The organism is Streptomyces flavalbus (assembly GCF_042674625.1).
Taxonomy (GTDB): Bacteria; Actinomycetota; Actinomycetes; order Streptomycetales; family Streptomycetaceae; genus Streptomyces; species Streptomyces flavalbus.
In genome coordinates this window covers 1,705,253-1,722,047 of sequence record NZ_JBHTEB010000001.1, presented here as the reverse complement: position 1 = coordinate 1,722,047, position 16,795 = coordinate 1,705,253, and the positions used below count along the sequence as shown (strand labels likewise).

The window sequence follows — 16,795 nt, the reverse complement described above, 5'->3', positions numbered from 1 at the left end:
GCCGCCGACCGTGAGCCGAACAACCCAAGGAGCACCGTGAACCGCCTGTCCGCCCAGAACGTCACCCTCGCCTACGACCAGCGGGTCATCGCCGAGCAGTTGTCGGTGGAGATACCCGACCACTCCTTCACGGTGATCGTCGGCCCGAACGCGTGCGGCAAGTCGACGCTGCTGCGAGCGCTGTCGCGGATGCTCAAGCCCAACGAGGGCCGGGTCCTGCTCGACGGGCAGGTCATCCAGTCGATGCCCGCCAAGAAGGTCGCCCGCACCCTCGGCCTGCTGCCGCAGTCGTCCATCGCGCCGGACGGGATCACCGTCGCGGACCTGGTGGGCCGCGGCCGGTACCCGCACCAGGGCATCCTGCGCCAGTGGTCCGCCGAGGACGAGCGGGTCGTCCAGGAGTCCATGCGGCAGACCGGCGTCGCCGAGCTGGCGGACCGGTACGTCGACGAGCTGTCCGGCGGGCAGCGGCAGCGCGTGTGGATCGCCATGGCGCTCGCCCAGCAGACGCCGCTGCTGCTGCTCGACGAGCCGACCACGTACCTCGACATCCAGCACCAGATCGACGTACTGGACCTCTGCGCCGAGCTGCACGAGGAGCAGGGGCGCACCCTGGTCGCCGTACTGCACGACCTGAACCACGCCGCCCGCTACGCCACGCACCTGATCGCGCTGCGCGACGGGAAGGTCATCGCGCAGGGCGCGCCGGGCGACATCGTCACGGCGGAGCTGGTGGAGGAGGTCTTCGGGCTCGGCTGCCAGGTCATCGACTGCCCCGAGACGGGCACGCCGCTGGTGGTGCCCGCCGCCCGCAAGGCGAGGCTGGCGAAGGCCGGGGCTACAGCAGCTTCCTGAGGTGGAACAGGTCCCGCAGGCCCGCTTCGAGGCGCACCCGGCCCGAACTCCAGGCGCGGGCGAAGTGCAGCTCGCCGTCGACCAGCGCCAGCAGGTCGTCGCCGGTCAGCGTCAGCCGGATCTGCGCCCTCTCGCTGGGCGTGCCCGGCACGATGTCGTGGACCTCGATCCCGCCGCCGGACATCCGGCCGACGAAGGTGACGTCGAGGTCCTTGACGTGGCAGCTCACCGATCGGTCCAGGAGCGTCGCCTCGCGGACGTCCCCCTCGGCCTGCCGCATGTTCTCCGAGAGCTTGTCGAGTGCCGCGCGGCACTCCTCGATCGTGGCCATCGCGACCGACGGTACCGCAGCGGTTCGAGGTAGCGTCTGGACATGCACGATCCCGAGCCCCAGGAGGAGGCCGCCGCGGCCGACCCCGCCGCGCCCGCGCCCCTGGACGTCCCCCGCGAGCCCACCGGCAACGCCGACGTCGACGCCCTGCTCGCGCGGCTGGCCGACGCCGACCACCTCGCCACGGACGGACACGTCGAGGTGTACGAGGATGTACACCGGGGGCTGCGCGACGCGCTCACCGCGCTCGACGCCCGCCCGGGACCTCCGGCGCCCCCTTCTCCGTACGGCAGTAGGAGCTGAACCGAACGTGGCAGGAGTCGTACGCCGACGTCTCGACGCGGAGTTGGTCCGCCGCAAGCTGGCGCGCTCGCGCGAGCACGCCAGCCAGCTGATCGCCGCCGGGCGCGTCAGCGTCGGCAAGACGGTGGCGACCAAGCCCGCCACCCAGGTGGAGACCGCCGCCGCGATCGTCGTCGCGGCCGACGACAGCGATCCCGAGTACGTCTCCCGGGGCGGCCACAAGCTCGCGGGCGCGCTCGCGGCGTTCGTGCCGCGCGGGCTGGTCGTCGAGGGGCGGCGGGCCCTGGACGCCGGGGCGTCCACCGGGGGCTTCACCGACGTGCTGCTGCGGGCGGGGGCCGCGCACGTGGTCGCCGTGGACGTCGGGTACGGCCAACTCGCGTGGACCCTCCAGAGCGATGAACGCGTCACCGTCAAGGACCGTACGAACGTACGCGAGTTGACGCTTGAGGCGATCGATGGGGAGCCCGTGGAACTTGTCGTGGGGGATCTGTCCTTCATCCCGCTCGGGCTGGTGCTGCCCGCCCTGGCGCGGTGCGTGACGCCGGACGCCGACCTGGTGATGATGGTCAAGCCGCAGTTCGAGGTGGGCAAGGAGCGCCTCGGCAGCGGCGGTGTGGTGCGCAGCCCGGAGCTGCGCGCCGAGGCCGTGCGGGGGGTCGCCGCGCGGGCCTGGGAGCTGGGGCTCGGGGTGCGGGGGGTCACGGCCAGTCCACTGCCCGGACCCTCGGGCAACGTCGAGTACTTTCTGTGGCTGCGGGCCGGAGCTGACCGACTGGACCCGGCCGACGTTGACCGTGCAGTTGCGGAGGGGCCGCGTTGACATCGAACACCGCTCGTACTGTTTTCCTCCTCGCCCACACCGGCCGCCCGGCCGCCATCCGCAGCGCCGAGCTGGTGGTGAAGGGGCTGCTGCGGTCCGGGATCGGCGTACGGGTGCTGGAGGCGGAGGCCGCCGACCTGCCGCTGCCGGACAGCGTGCAGCTCGTCAGGGAGGCCACCCCTCAGTGCCTCGACGGCTGCGAGCTGCTGATCGTCCTCGGGGGTGACGGCACGCTGCTGCGCGGCGCGGAGTTCGCGCGGGCGTCCGGGGTGCCGATGCTCGGCGTCAACCTCGGGCGGGTCGGCTTCCTCGCCGAGGCCGAGCGGGACGACCTGGACAAGGTCGTCGACCGGGTCGTCAGCAAGGCGTACGAGGTCGAGGAGCGGATGACCGTCGACGTCGTCGTGCACCGCAACGGCGACATCGTGCACACCGACTGGGCGCTGAACGAGGCGGCCGTGCAGAAGGTGTCCGCCGAGCGGATGCTGGAGGTCGTCCTGGAGATCGACGGACGGCCGGTGACCGGGTTCGGCTGCGACGGCATCGTGTGCGCGACGCCGACCGGGTCGACCGCCTACGCGTTCTCCGCGGGCGGGCCCGTGGTGTGGCCGGAGGTGGAGGCACTGCTGATGGTGCCGATCAGCGCGCACGCGCTGTTCGCCAAGCCGCTGGTGACGTCGCCGGACTCGGTGCTGGCGGTGGAGGTGCTGCCGCACGTCCCGCCGGGGGTGCTGTGGTGTGACGGGCGGCGGACGGTGGAGTTGCCCGCCGGGGCGCGGGTGGAGGTGCGGCGGGGGGCGGTGCCGGTCCGCTTGGCGCGGCTGCACCATGCTTCGTTCACCGATCGGCTGGTGGCGAAGTTCGCGTTGCCGGTGTCCGGGTGGCGGGGGGCTCCTCATTAGCGGTTCGTGGGGGGTGGTTCCGGTGCGTCGGCGGGTGCGGACGGGTCGTGGCTTGTCGCGCAGTTCCCCGCGCCCCTGTGTCGGACCACTCGCGTGGGTGACAAAGGTGGGGCGGTCGCACTTCCTGGCTGGGACCTCGTATGGTCGTGTCCGTGCTTGAGGAGATGCGGATACGGTCACTGGGTGTCATCGATGACGCGGTCGTCGAGCTGTCGCCCGGCTTCACCGCCGTCACGGGGGAGACCGGGGCGGGCAAGACCATGGTGGTCACCAGTCTGGGGCTGCTGCTGGGCGGTCGGGCGGACGCGGCGCTGGTGCGGATCGGGGCCAGGAACGCCGTCGTCGAGGGGCGGATCGCCGTACCCGAGGGCGCGGCGGCGGCCGTGCGCGCCGAGGAGGCCGGGGCCGAGCTGGACGAGGGGACGCTGCTCATCAGCCGTACCGTTTCCGCTGAGGGGCGCTCACGGGCGCACCTCGGCGGGCGCAGCGTGCCCGTGGGCGTGCTCGCGGAGCTGGCCGACGAACTGGTGGCCGTGCACGGGCAGACCGACCAGCAGGGGCTGCTGAAGCAGTCCCGGCAGCGGCAGGCGCTCGACCGGTACGCCGGGTACGCGGTGGCCGTGCCGCTCGGCAAGTACACCGAGGCGTACAAGCGGCTGCGTGCGGTCTCCGCCGAGCTGGAGGAGATCACCACGCGCGCGCGTGAGCGGGCCCAGGAGGCCGACCTGCTGCGCTACGGCCTCGACGAGATCGCCGCCGTGGAACCGCGCGCGGGGGAGGACGTGGAGCTGGCGGAGGAGGCCGAGCGGCTCGGGCACGCGGAGGCGCTGGCGTCCGCCGCGACGGCCGCGCACGCCGCGCTCGCGGGCAACCCCGAGGACCCCGAGGGCGTGGACGCCTCCACCCTCGTCGCGGGCGCCCACCGGGCGCTGGAGGCCGTACGGTCCCACGACCCGGCGCTGGCGGCGCTCGCCGACCGGATCGGGGAGATCGGCATCCTGCTCGGTGACGTCGCCGGGGAGCTGGCCGGGTACGCCGACGACCTGGACGCCGATCCGCTGCGGCTCGCGGCGGTGGAGGAGCGCCGGGCCGCGCTGACGGCGCTGACCCGCAAGTACGGCGAGGACGTGAGTGGTGTGCTCGCGTGGGCCGAGACCAGTGCCGCGCGGCTGACCGAACTCGACGGCGACGACGAGCGCATCGGTGAGCTGACGGCCGAGCGCGACGCGCTCCGCACCGAGCTGGGCGGACTCGCGCAGGCGCTGACCGACGCCCGTACCGAGGCCGCCGAGCGGTTCGCCGCCGCGGTGACCGCGGAGCTGGCGTCGCTGGCGATGCCCCACGCGCGCGTGTCCTTCGAGATCCGGCAGACCGAGGACCCCGAGGGCGTCGAGGTGGGGGGCCGTACGGTGGCGTACGGGCCGTCGGGCGTCGACGAGGTCGAGCTGCTGCTCGCGCCGCACCCGGGGGCGCCGCCGCGGCCGATCGCCAAGGGCGCGTCCGGCGGTGAGCTGTCGCGCGTGATGCTCGCCGTCGAGGTGGTGTTCGCGGGCACGGACCCGGTGCCGACGTACCTGTTCGACGAGGTCGACGCGGGCGTCGGCGGCAAGGCGGCGGTGGAGATCGGGCGGCGGCTGGCGCGGCTGGCGAAGTCGGCGCAGGTCGTGGTGGTGACGCACCTGCCGCAGGTGGCGGCGTTCGCGGACCGGCAGTTGCTGGTGGAGAAGACCAACGACGGCTCCGTGACCCGGTCCGGCGTGAAGGTCCTGGAGGGCGAGGAGCGCATCCGGGAGCTGTCGCGGATGCTGGCCGGGCAGGAGGACTCCGAGACGGCCCGGGCGCACGCGGAGGAGCTGCTGGCGACGGCGCGGGGTGAGGTGTAACTCCCGTACCGCGCGGACGTCACTCTCGCACATAGGTGTCTCTCCCTCACCCGTGTGGGTGACGTGACCTGGATGAGAGCGGAAGGTTGGCGCCCCTGGCGTTGTCGCCGGGGGCGGATGTCCTGGCATCCTTGGCGGGGTCCGCGCGCATCGAGCGGTGCGGTGCCTCCGCCCGATCCTTCTGTACGTTTCCCCGTGACCGTCTGTCGCCGAACCAGGAGCCCCGGCCGCGTGAGCCTCGTGACCAGCCACTCACCGCACGGCCAGTCGTCGCTGCGCACCGTACAGGTGCTCGGCGGGGGCAGCGTCGCCAGCAGCGCGCACGTGCGGTCACTGGCGGCCGGACTGGTCGCGCGGGGCGTGCGGGTCACGGTGTGCGCCCCCGCCGAAGCCGAACGCGCCTACGACTTCACGGGCGTCGGCGCCGAACACGTACACGTCCCGCGCAGCAGCGACCCGGCGTCGGTGGCGGCGCTGCGGTCGGTCTGCGCGGACGCCGACCTCGTGCACGCGCACGGGCTGCACGCCTCCTTCCGCACGGCGTTGGCGCTCGGCGGGCGGCGCACCCCGCTCGTCGTGACCTGGCACAACCGGGCGCACGCCGAGGGCGCGCGGGCGCATCTGCTGCGGATGCTGGAGCGCCGGGTGGTACGGGCGGCCACCCTGGTCCTCGGGACCACCTCCGACCTGGTGGACCGGGCCCGCCGCAGCGGCGCGCGGGACGCCCGGCTCGGCGCGGTCGCCCTGCCCGGCCGCCGCGAGGCCGAGCGGGACGACCCCGACCGGCTGCCGCCCAAGATCCTCGCCGAACTCGGCGCGCTGGGCCGCCCGTTGCTCATCACCGTCGGCTCCCTCGACCCCTGCCGCGGGTACGACGTCCTGCTGGACGCCGCGCGGGTCTGGCGCGGTCTGGAGCCCGTGCCGCTGGTGGTGATCGCGGGGGAGGGGCCGCTACGGGCCGAGTTGCAGCACCGCATCGACCAGGAACGACTGCCGGTACGGCTGGTGGGCTGCCGGGACGACGTGGGCGAGCTGCTCGCCGCGGCCGACGTGGCGCTGCTGACGAGCCGGTGGGAGTCGCGGTCCGTCCTCGCGCAGGAGGCCCTCCACGCGCGCGTGCCGCTCGTCGCGACCCGCGTGGGCGGCGTGCCCGACCTGGTCGGCGACGCCGCCGAGCTGATCCCGTACGGCGACTCCGCCGCCCTCGCCGACACCGTCGTACGGCTCCTCGACGACCCGGCACGGCGTGCGGAGTTGGCGCGCCGGGGTGTCGAACAGGCGGCGACCTGGCCGACCGAGGAGGAGACCATCGCCCAGGTCCTCAGCGTGTACGACGAGTTGACGCAGCCCAGGCCGCTGACCTGACCGGGGCTCGACCGTCGCTCGACCGGGACCTGACCCCCGTCGAGCGGAGGTCGACCGGTCCCTGATCGTTCCTCAGGCGCCGCGGTCCACGTGGCGGCGGGCGCGCAGGGCCAGGCTCAGGGTCAGGACCGTCTGCGGGTCGTCGAGGTCGGTGCCGAGCAGTTCCCCGATGCGGGCGAGCCGGTTGTACAGCGTCTGCCGGTTCAGGTGCAGCTCCCGGGCCGTCTCCGCCTTGCGGCCCGCGGTGCCGAGGTAGGTCTCCAGGGTCGGCAGCAGCGGCGGCCGGGAGCGGCGGTCGTGGTCGCGCAGCGGGCCGATGGCGCGCTCCACGAAGGCCGCGAGGTCGGGGTGGTCGCGCAGCCGCCACAGCAGCAGGTCGATGTCCAGGCGCCGGGCGTCGTACCAGGGCCGGTCCGGGAGCCCCTGGGCCGCCGTCGCCGTCTCCGCGGCGTGCCGCAGCCCCGCCGAGGCCGCCGCCCAGTCCCCGGCGGGGCCGACGACCACGACCGGCGGACGCGCCCCGGGCCGTTGCGTCCCGGCCCGCTCCACGCCCGCCCGCAGCGCCGCCGCCACCCGGTCGGCGACCGCCGTGCGCTCCGCCTCCGCGCGCAGCCCGAGCAGCAGCGGCACCCGGCCCTCGACCGGCCGCACCCCCAGCAGGACCGGCGCGCCCACCGCCGCCAGCTCCTCCGCGACCGCCCGCGCGAGCACGGCCCAGCCGCCGCCCGGCGAGAGCGCCCCGCCCAGCCGCATCACCACCGGCAGCAGCGGCCCGTCACCCGGCTTGAAGCCGAGGACGCGGGCCTGCGCGGGCGCGTCCGCCGCCGTGACGCGGCCCTCCGCGAGGTCGGTGAGGAAGTCGCCGCGTCCGCGCGCGGCCAGCTCCTCCTCCTGGCGGGCCTGCATCAGCACCACCGCCAGGATGCCCGCGGCCCGCTCGGCGGCCATGCGGTGCACCGGCGCGAGCGGCGCCCGCACCGGCAGCAGCACCAGGCGGGCCCGCACCGAGCCCGCCGTACCGGGCCCCGGGCCGCCGCCCGGCACGTCCACCAGCACCGAACCGGCGGGCGGCGGGGTGTCCTTGTGCGGGCCCCGCAGCCCCTCCCACACCTGGAGCGGATCGGCGCCCTCCGGCCCTGACCCCGCGGCGTACAGGAGCTGCCCGTCGGCGGTCTCCAGGAACACCGGGTTGGCGCTGAAGTCCGCCAGGATGCCCAGGACCTGCGGGATGCCGCCGCCGCCGAGCAGCGCCTCGGTGCAGCGCCGGTGCACCTCCTCGGCGCGTTGCAGCAGCGCGTAGTGGCCGTTGACGATCTCGGTGTGGATCTCCTCGGTGACCGTCACGAACGGCACCTCGCGGTGCAACTGGACCAGCGGCAGCCCGGCCGCCCGCGCCGTCTCCACGAGCGGCGCGGGCAGCCGGGCGAACCGCGGGCCCAGCTCGACGACGAGGGCCGCGATGCCCCGCTCGGCCAGGGTGCGCACGAACGCGCGCTGCTCGGCGGGGCGGGTGCCGAGGCCGTAGCCGGTGGTCAGCAGCAGCTCGCCGCCCTTGAGCAGCGAGGCGATGTTCGGCACCTCGCCCGCGTGCACCCAGCGCACGGTCCGGTGCAGCCGCTCGGCGCCCGCGACGACCTCCGGCAGCCCGCCGCTCAGGCCGGGCAGCTCAAGCGCCCGCCGCACGGTGATCCCGGCGTCGTGCGCGCCCTGACGGTCGTGTCCCTGCTGGTCCATACCGCGGACGCTACCCGCGGCCCGCCCTGACCCCGACCACGGGCCCTCGGCCACGGCTCCTAGGCCGGGGTGATGTTGTGGTTGAAGCGGAACACGTTGTCCGGGTCGTACGCGCGTTTGACGGCGGCCAGCCGGGCGGTGTTCTCCGCGCCGAGGCCCGCCCGCACCCGGTCGGGGCCCTCGTCGCCGATGAAGTTGAGGTAGATCGCGCCCGTGGCCCAGGGGCCCAGGGCGGCGCGCACCTCGTGGACCCAGCGGACGCAGCGCTCGTCGTCGGCGGGGTCGGCCCAGATGCCGAACGGGTGGACCGCCCAGGGGGCGTCCCGGTAGGGCACGGGGTAGTCGGCGGGCCCGGCGGCGATCGCGCCGCCCTGCGGCAGCAGGATCTGCTGGCAGCCGGTGGGCACCGGGAGCGCCTCGGCGCTGGCGCAGAAGACGTCCACCAGGTCGTCGGGCAGGCCGCTGACGTACTCCGCGGACCAGTAGTTCCGCTGGCCGGGCGGATCGTCGAACATGCACTGCACGTCGGCGTACGGCATCGCGCCCACGACCTCCGCCTCGTGCGGCAGCGCCAGCAGCGGCTCGGCGACCTTGCGCACGTCCTGCTCGCCGCCGACGCAGGTGACCAGCGCGAGGCAGACCAGGTCGCCCACCAGGGCGGGCGGTACGAACTCCTCCGGCGGGCCGGTGACGTACAGGATCGCCCCGCTCGCCTCGTCGGGGGCGTGCGCGACCAGCTCGCGGTAGGCGCGGACGACGTCGGGGCCGTGCTCCGGCCGGTACAGCAGCAGGGCGATCGCGAACCCGGGCAGTTCGTGCAGCTTCAGGGTGAGCGCGGTGGCGACGCCGAAGTTGCCGCCGCCGCCGTGCAGCGCCCAGAACAGCTCGGGGTTCTCGTCGGCGCTGGCGTGGGTGCGGGTGCCGTCGGCGGTGACCAGTTCGACGCCGAGCAGGTTGTCGACGGCGAGGCCGCACCAGCGGTCCAGCCAGCCCGTGCCGCCGCCCAGGGTGAAGCCACCGACGCCGGTGGTCGACACCCGTCCCCCGGTGGTGGCCAGGGCGTACGGCTGGGTGGCGCGGTCCAGGTGGCTCATCGTGGCGCCGCCCTCGACGCGGACCGCCGCCGCGCCGGGGTGCACGGTGACGCCGCGCATCCGCCGCAGGTCGACCACGAGACCGGCGTCGTTCACCGCCGTGCCCGCCACGCTGTGCCCGCCGCCGCGCACGGCGATGTTCAGGTCCAGGTCACGCCCGAACCGCACCGCCCGCACCACGTCGTCCTCGTCGGCGCACTGGGCGATGACGGCGGGCCGCCGGTCGATCATGGCGTTGAAGACGGTCCGGGCACCGTCGTAGCCCGGGTCCCCCGGGGCGAACACCTCGCCGGAGAGTTCCTCGCGCAGCGCGGCGAGAGCCGTGCCCGCCTTCGAAGGGGAAGCCATGGCCGCCGCCCCCTTCCCGGGAGAAGAGCAGGTCTCCTCCCAGGCTAGGCAGCGGCGGCCCGGCCCGCGCGGTCAGCCGCCGTAGGCGCCGGAGGCCGTCAGGCGCAGGGCGGTGTCGATGAGGGGGACGTGGCTGAAGGCCTGCGGGAAGTTGCCGACCTGGCGTTGCAGGCGGGGGTCCCATTCCTCGGCGAGCAGGCCCAGGTCGTTGCGGAGGGCGAGGAGCTTCTCGAAGAGCTTGCGGGCCTCGTCGACGCGGCCGATCATCGCGAGGTCGTCGGCCATCCAGAACGAGCAGGCGAGGAACGCGCCCTCGTCGCCGGGGAGGCCGTCGACGCCCGCCTTCTCGCCGTCGGTGGGGTAGCGCAGGATGAAACCGTCGGTGGTGGACAGCTCGCGCTGGATGGCCTCGATAGTGCCGATGACCCGCTTGTCGTCCGGGGGCAGGAAGCCCATCTGCGGGATCAGCAGCAGCGAGGCGTCCAGCTCCTTGGAGCCGTAGGACTGCGTGAAGGTGTTGCGTTCCTTGTCGTAGCCCTTCTCGCAGACGTCGTGGTGGATGTCGTCGCGCAGTTCCTTCCAGCGCTCCAGCGGGCCGTCCGCGTCGCCGGACTCGATCAGCTTGATGGTGCGGTCCACCGCGACCCAGGCCATCACCTTGGAGTGCACGAAGTGGCGGCGCGGGCCGCGCACCTCCCAGATGCCCTCGTCCGGCTCCTGCCAGTGGTCCTCCAGGTAGCGGATCAGCTTGAGCTGGAGCAGCGAGGCGTAGTCGTTGCGGGCCAGGCCGGTCATGTGGGCCAGGTGCAGGGCCTCGGTGACCTCGCCGTAGACGTCGAGCTGGAGCTGGTGGGCGGCGCCGTTGCCGACCCGGACCGGGGCGGAGTTCTCGTAGCCGGGCAGCCAGTCCAGCTCGGCCTCGCCCAGCTCGCGCTCGCCCGCGATGCCGTACATGATCTGGAGGTTCTCCGGGTCGCCCGCGACCGCCCGCAGCAGCCACTCGCGCCAGGCGCGGGCCTCCTCGCGGTAGCCGGTGCGCAGCAGCGAGGACAGGGTGATCGCGGCGTCGCGGAGCCAGGTGTAGCGGTAGTCCCAGTTGCGCACCCCGCCGATCTCCTCCGGCAGCGAGGTGGTGGGGGCCGCGACGATGCCGCCGGTGGGGGCGTACGTCAGGGCCTTCAGCGTGATCAGGGAGCGGATCACCGCCTCCCGGTACGGGCCGTGGTACGTGCAGTGCTCCACCCACTCCCGCCAGAAGTCCTCGGTCGCCTCCAGCGACTGCTCCGGCTCCGGCAGCGGCGGCGGCTCACGGTGCGAGGCCTGCCAGGAGATGGTGAACGCGATCCGGTCGCCCGGGGCGACGGTGAAGTCCGCGTACGTCGTCAGCGACTTGCCGTAGGTCTCGGCGGTGGTGTCGAACCACACCGAGTCCGGGCCCGCCACCGCGACCGTGCGGCCCTCGTGCTTGTGCACCCAGGGCACGACCCGCCCGTAGGAGAACCGCATCCGCAGCGCGGAGCGCATCGGCACCCGGCCGGAGACGCCCTCGACGATCCGGATGAGCTGCGGGGCGCCGTCACGCGGCGGCATGAAGTCCGTCACCCGGACCGTGCCGCGCGGGGTGTCCCACTCCGACTCCAGGACCAGCGAGTCACCGCGGTAGCCACGCCGGGCCGCCTTCGGCGGTGCCGCGTCCGACGGGTGCGCCGGGCCGATCCGCCAGAAGCCGTGCTCCTCGGTGCCCAGCAGACCGGCGAAGATGGCATGGGAGTCGAAGCGGGGCAGGCACAGCCAGTCCACTGTGCCGTCCCGGCAGACCAGTGCGGCGGTCTGCATGTCTCCGATGAGTGCGTAGTCTTCGATGCGCCCGGCCACGTGCAACTCCAGTCGAACGGCCACGTCGCCCCAGCAGGGGGCTGTCGCTAGTGCGGTCAAGGGGTCGTTGTAGTGCGTCGTTGAGATTTACTGCACAACAGTCGAGTCGCCCTACAGCGAAAGGACAATTGTTTCTCAACGGACTGACGAGCTCTCGTTGTTCCGGTGCTAACGGGCGGGGGTGGTGCCGTTCGGCCGGCGGGCTCGGCAGCGAGTGTCCGAGCAGGATACGACGCACGTTGATGATCCGCGTGCCGCTCCGGGCAACGCGACTGCGCCGAACGGGTGATCACCCGGTGAGAATCGGGTGAGTGGTACGTGTCCGTGCCCAGGCGTGCGCGCAGCGTGGCCGGGAGCCATCCCCTCCGGGCGCTGATACGCTGGTAGCCCGTGGACCGGTGGACGCCCCCGACGGCACTGCGACCGACGCAGGAGCTGGGGTCCCCCGACGCCGCACCCTCAGATCGCGACCACGGGAGCCCCGTCTTGGCCATGCCGCCCAAATCCACGACGACCAAGCACATCTTCGTCACCGGGGGTGTCGCCTCCTCGCTCGGCAAGGGTCTGACCGCCTCCAGCCTCGGCATGTTGCTCAAGGCGCGCGGGCTGCGCGTCGTCATGCAGAAGCTCGACCCGTACATCAACGTCGACCCGGGCACGATGAACCCCTTCCAGCACGGTGAGGTGTTCGTCACCAACGACGGTTGTGAGACCGATCTGGACATCGGCCACTACGAGCGGTTCCTCGACCGCGATCTGGACGGCTCCGCCAACGTCACCACCGGCCAGGTGTACTCCACGGTGATCGCCAAGGAGCGGCGCGGTGAGTACCTGGGCGACACCGTGCAGGTCATCCCGCACATCACCAACGAGATCAAGCACCGCATCCGCCGCATGGCGACGGACGAGGTGGACGTCGTGATCACCGAGGTGGGCGGCACGGTCGGCGACATCGAGTCGCTGCCGTTCCTGGAGACGGTCCGCCAGGTCCGGCACGAGGTCGGCCGGGACAACGTGTTCGTGGTGCACATCTCGCTGCTGCCGTACATCGGCCCGTCCGGCGAGCTGAAGACCAAGCCGACCCAGCACTCGGTGGCCGCGCTGCGCAACATCGGCATCCAGCCGGACGCGATCGTGCTGCGCTGCGACCGCGAGGTGCCGACCGCGATCAAGCGCAAGATCTCCCTGATGTGCGACGTCGACGAGGCGGCCGTGGTGGCCTGCCCGGACGCCCCGTCCATCTACGACATCCCGAAGACCGTCCACTCCGAGGGCCTGGACGCCTACGCCGTCCGCAAGCTGGACCTGCCGTTCCGCGACGTGGACTGGACGACCTGGGACGACCTGCTCGACCGCGTCCACAACCCGGCCCACGAGATCACCATGGCGCTGGTCGGCAAGTACATCGACCTGCCCGACGCCTATCTGTCGGTGACCGAGGCGCTGCGCGCGGGCGGCTTCGCCAACAAGACCCGCGTCAAGATCAAGTGGGTGACCTCCGACGACTGCCGCACCCCCGCCGGGGCCGAGGCGCAGCTCGCGGACGTGGACGCCATCTGCATCCCCGGCGGCTTCGGTGACCGCGGTGTCTCCGGCAAGGTCGGCGCCATCCAGTACGCCCGCGAGCACCGCGTCCCGCTGCTCGGCCTCTGCCTGGGCCTGCAGTGCATCGTGATCGAGGCCGCCCGCAACCTCGCCGGGATCGCCGACGCCAACTCCACCGAGTTCGACCCGGCCACCTCCCACCCGGTCATCTCCACCATGGCCGAGCAGCTCGACATCGTCGCCGGTGAGGGCGACATGGGCGGCACCATGCGGCTGGGCATGTACCCGGCGAAGCTGGCCGAGGGCTCCCTCGTCCGCGAGGTGTACGACGGCAAGGAGTACGTCGAGGAGCGGCACCGCCACCGCTACGAGGTGAACAACGCCTACCGCGCGGAGCTGGAGAAGAAGGCGGGCATCCTGTTCTCCGGCACCTCCCCGGACGGCAAGCTCGTCGAGTACGTGGAGTACCCGCGCGACGTCCACCCGTACCTGGTCGCCACCCAGGCCCACCCGGAGCTGCGCTCGCGGCCGACCCGCCCGCACCCGCTGTTCGCGGGGCTGGTGAAGGCGGCGGTCGAGCGGAAGACGGCGAAGTAGCACGACGGTTGTACGGTGGCCGGGGCGCGCGCGTTCACATTCCGCGCGCCCCGGTTTCTTCGTACGTCGCGGAAGGGCAGGGCATGACGATCAAGGACACCGCCGAGGAGTGGGAGATCCGGGCGACGGAGACCCCCTTCGTGGGCAACAAGACCTCCGTCCGCACCGACGACGTGGTCATGCCCGACGGCACCGTGGCCCGCCGCGACTACCAGGTCCACCCCGGCTCGGTCGCCGTCCTCGCCCTCGACGACGCCGACCGGGTGCTGGTGCTGCGGCAGTACCGCCACCCCGTGCGCCAGAAGCTGTGGGAGATCCCGGCCGGGCTGCTCGACGTCCCCGGCGAGAACCCGCTGCACGCCGCCCAGCGCGAGCTGTACGAGGAGGCGCACGTCAAGGCCGAGGACTGGCGGGTGCTGACCGACGTGTACACCACGCCCGGCGGCTGCGACGAGGCCGTACGGGTCTTCCTCGCCCGTGGTCTTTCCGACGCCGAGGGCGAGCGGTTCGCGGCCGAGCACGAGGAGCTGGACCTGGAGCTGGCGCGGGTGCCGCTCACGGAGCTGGTGCGCGGGGTGCTGGCCGGGGAGCTGCACAACAACTGCCTGGTCGTGGGCGTGCTGTCGCTGGCCGCCGCCCGCGCGGGCGACGGACTCGACGCGCTGCGCCCGGCGGAGGCGCCCTGGCCCGCCCGTCCGTTCGAGGCCTGAGCGGGCCGGGCGGCGGTCGGGCGTCTGCGGGGGCCGGGCAGCGGTCCGCGTCTGCGTGGGCCGGGTGGTGTTCGGGCGCCTGTGGTGGTCGGGCGGCATTCAGGCCCGTACGGGCCGGAAACCGGCCGGTGTGACGATCGGTTGATCCGATCGGGGGACGTCCCCGCGCCGCTCCCCACGGAACGCCACAGGGCCTGAACTAGGCTCTGAAAACGCCCGAACCGGAGTCCCGGCGGGCTTTGCGCGTGCGTGGAACGGGAGCGTGGCCCGTGACGGATCAGGCGGTGGACACAGACGGCGTCGAGCTGTCGGGACCCGCGTCGGCTCAGAGCCGGTTCCTGGGCCGCACACGGGAGTTGAAGGAGCTGCGCGCCGACATCGAGCGCGCCGGACTGGACACCCTCGCCGGGAAGAAGGCGCCCCGCGCGCGCGTGCTGCTCATCGCGGGCCGCCCCGGCTCCGGCCGTACGGCACTGGCCGGGGAGCTGGTCCGGCAGGTCTCCGACCGCTACCCCGACGGCGTGCTGCGCGCCCGGCTCAGCGAGCCCGACGGCACCCCGGTGCCGACCGAGGCCGCCGCCCGCGAACTGCTCACCGCCCTGGAGCTGCCCGCCCCCGCCGGTGCCGCCGCCGACGACCTCAGCGCCGCCCTGCGCGAGGGCCTCGCCGACCGCCGCGCGATCCTGCTGCTGGACGACGCGGCCACCGCCCAGCAGGTCGACGACCTGCTCCCGGACACCGCCGACTGCCTCGCCGTCGTCGTCGCCCAGGGCCCCCTCACCGGCATCTCCGACGTCCGCCCCTGCACCCTGGGCGGCCTGGACACCAAGTCGGCGGTGGAGCTGCTGTCCCGGTACACCGGCTCGGTCCGCGTCACCGTCGACCCGCGCGCCGCCGAGGGCCTGGTCGAGGTCTGCCAGGGCCAGCCCGCCGCACTGACGCTGGCCGGGGGCTGGCTGGCCGCCCGCCCCAAGGCGGCCGTCGCCGACCTCGCCAAGCAGTTGCGCGCCGAGGACGGCGACACCACGCCCCTCGCCCGGGTCTTCGGCCTCGTCCACCGCACCCTGCCGGGCGCCGCCGCGCGGATGCTGCGGCTGCTCGCCCTCGCCCCCGCCGGGCTCGTCGACCCGCACACCGCCTCCGCGCTCGCCGGGTGCTCGGTCGACGACGCCCGCACCACCCTGGACGACTTCACCGCCATGGGCCTGCTGCGGCCGGTGGACTCGCCGCTGCCGCAGTACGAGGTGCCCGGCTGTCTGCACCCCATGCTGCGCGCCCTGACCGAGACGGAGGACCGCCCGGCCGAGCTGACGCTGGCCCGCGCCCGGATGCTGGAGCGCACGGTGCGGCTGCTCCAGTCCTGCCGGGCCATCACCGAGACCGACAGCCCGCAGGCCCGCGAGAAGCTCCTCGGCCTGCCCCGCTCGCTGCGGTTCCCCAGCCCCCGGGCCGCCGCCGACTGGCTGACCCTGCGGCGCCCCGCCCTGCTGGCCTCGGCGCGGCTCGCGGTCGCGGACGGCGAGCTGGACACCCTCGCCCGACGGCTGCTGTCGCAGTTGGTGCGGGCGATGGTCGCGCACTACGGCACCCAGGCCGCGGCGGCCGACCTGTACGGCGTCCACGGCCTCGTCCTGGACGTGGCCGAGCGCCGGAACCTGCCCCGGGAGCGGGCGGCGGCCCTGCTGAACCTGGGCGACCTGGACGCCCGTACCGGCCGCACCAGTGACGCGCTGGCCCGCTACCGGGCCGCGCTGGACGCCGGACGGGAGGCGAACGACCCGTACGCGACCGGCCGCGCGATGGAATCCGTAGGCGGCGCGTACCTGGAGCTGGCGGACTACGACCGGGCCGCCGACTGGTTCGGCCGGGCCCTCGCCGAACGGCTGGCCCGCGACGAGCGCGCCGACGCCGCCCGGTTGTACGGCCGTACCGCCGCCGCCCACACCTACGCGGGCCGCTACGGCGAGGCGCAGCGGGACTGGCGGGCCGCCGCGGGCTTCCTGCGCCGCCTGGACGACGTGGCCGGACACGCCCGTGCGCTCAGCGAGTTGGCGCGGGTGCAGGAGTACGCGGGGAGGCCCGAGGAGTCGCTGCACACCTGCCAGGAGGCCCTGGACTGGGCCCGCCGCGCCGACGACACCCGGCTCCAGGCGGCGCTGCACCTGCGGATCGCGGACACCCTCGACCACCTCGGGGACCCCACGGCGGCCGGGCTGCACCGGGCCGCCGCGGAGCGGATCCTGAAAGAGGAGCACGCGGAACCCGAAGGAGGCGAGGACGGCGATACCCCAGACCCAGACCTGGAACAAGGTGCTAACGCCTGCGAAATCCGCAGTGCACCCGCTGAAGATTGATGCAATGAAAGGCTAGACAGCGGGAACGCCTTCATTAAACTGGCTCTGCCGCACGTTCTCCTGCGGTGTCTCCCGG

General features: G+C 73.7%; 13 protein-coding genes. 9 read left to right on the top strand and 4 right to left on the bottom strand.

Annotated features, from left to right (window positions below):
* Positions 1-36 precede the first annotated feature (36 nt).
* Positions 37-855, top strand: a complete 819-nt coding sequence (locus ACFQZ6_RS07545) for an ABC transporter ATP-binding protein (protein ID WP_381605893.1) — start codon at positions 37-39, stop codon at positions 853-855.
* On the opposite strand, the gene ACFQZ6_RS07540 is transcribed toward ACFQZ6_RS07545, so the two are convergent.
* Entirely contained in the window at positions 839-1,186 is a 348-nt protein-coding gene (locus ACFQZ6_RS07540) for a sterol-binding protein (RefSeq protein WP_381605891.1), read from the bottom strand. The two genes, ACFQZ6_RS07545 and ACFQZ6_RS07540, sit on opposite strands and share 17 nt — an antisense overlap.
* Before the next feature lie 42 nt (positions 1,187-1,228).
* Between ACFQZ6_RS07540 and ACFQZ6_RS07535 the strand changes: the two genes are divergently transcribed.
* The 5 genes from ACFQZ6_RS07535 (at position 1,229) to ACFQZ6_RS07515 (ending at position 6,462) form a co-directional block, all read left to right on the top strand.
* Complete coding sequence (locus ACFQZ6_RS07535) at positions 1,229-1,489, top strand: hypothetical protein (RefSeq protein ID WP_381605889.1); 261 nt, start codon at positions 1,229-1,231, stop codon at positions 1,487-1,489.
* Between the two features lie 7 nt (positions 1,490-1,496).
* Complete coding sequence (locus tag ACFQZ6_RS07530) at positions 1,497-2,312, top strand: TlyA family RNA methyltransferase (protein ID WP_381605887.1); 816 nt, start codon at positions 1,497-1,499, stop codon at positions 2,310-2,312.
* The gene (locus ACFQZ6_RS07525; RefSeq protein WP_381605885.1) at positions 2,309-3,214 is read left to right on the top strand and encodes an NAD kinase; all 906 of its coding nucleotides are present in this window, start codon (positions 2,309-2,311) and stop codon (positions 3,212-3,214) included. The genes ACFQZ6_RS07530 and ACFQZ6_RS07525 overlap by 4 nt, the downstream gene beginning before the upstream one ends.
* Positions 3,215-3,354: 140 nt before the next feature.
* Complete coding sequence (recN, locus tag ACFQZ6_RS07520; protein ID WP_381605882.1) at positions 3,355-5,097, top strand: DNA repair protein RecN; 1,743 nt, start codon at positions 3,355-3,357, stop codon at positions 5,095-5,097.
* A 231-nt stretch (positions 5,098-5,328) separates the two neighbouring features.
* The gene (locus tag ACFQZ6_RS07515; RefSeq protein ID WP_381605880.1) at positions 5,329-6,462 is read left to right on the top strand and encodes a glycosyltransferase family 4 protein; all 1,134 of its coding nucleotides are present in this window, start codon (positions 5,329-5,331) and stop codon (positions 6,460-6,462) included.
* A gap of 72 nt (positions 6,463-6,534) precedes the next feature.
* Here the strand turns inward: ACFQZ6_RS07515 and ACFQZ6_RS07510 are convergent, their stop codons facing one another.
* The 3 genes from ACFQZ6_RS07510 to ACFQZ6_RS07500 form a co-directional block, all read right to left on the bottom strand.
* On the bottom strand, positions 6,535-8,196 hold the full coding sequence (locus tag ACFQZ6_RS07510; RefSeq protein WP_381605878.1) for a PucR family transcriptional regulator: 1,662 nt from the start codon (positions 8,194-8,196) through the stop codon (positions 6,535-6,537).
* Between the two features lie 59 nt (positions 8,197-8,255).
* Positions 8,256-9,638, bottom strand: coding sequence for an FAD-binding oxidoreductase (locus tag ACFQZ6_RS07505; RefSeq protein ID WP_381605876.1), 1,383 nt, complete (start codon positions 9,636-9,638; stop codon positions 8,256-8,258).
* Between the two features lie 72 nt (positions 9,639-9,710).
* Positions 9,711-11,513, bottom strand: coding sequence for a glycoside hydrolase family 15 protein (locus tag ACFQZ6_RS07500; RefSeq protein WP_381605875.1), 1,803 nt, complete (start codon positions 11,511-11,513; stop codon positions 9,711-9,713).
* Positions 11,514-12,005: 492 nt separating this feature from the next.
* Between ACFQZ6_RS07500 and ACFQZ6_RS07495 the strand changes: the two genes are divergently transcribed.
* From ACFQZ6_RS07495 to ACFQZ6_RS07485, 3 genes are all read left to right on the top strand, one after another.
* Positions 12,006-13,655 (top strand): CTP synthase, encoded by a 1,650-nt coding sequence (locus tag ACFQZ6_RS07495; protein WP_381605873.1) that lies wholly within the window; start codon positions 12,006-12,008, stop codon positions 13,653-13,655.
* Between the two features lie 83 nt (positions 13,656-13,738).
* Complete coding sequence (locus tag ACFQZ6_RS07490; RefSeq protein ID WP_381605871.1) at positions 13,739-14,365, top strand: NUDIX domain-containing protein; 627 nt, start codon at positions 13,739-13,741, stop codon at positions 14,363-14,365.
* Positions 14,366-14,634: 269 nt separating this feature from the next.
* On the top strand, positions 14,635-16,719 hold the full coding sequence (locus ACFQZ6_RS07485) for a tetratricopeptide repeat protein (protein ID WP_381605869.1): 2,085 nt from the start codon (positions 14,635-14,637) through the stop codon (positions 16,717-16,719).
* Positions 16,720-16,795 lie beyond the last annotated feature (76 nt).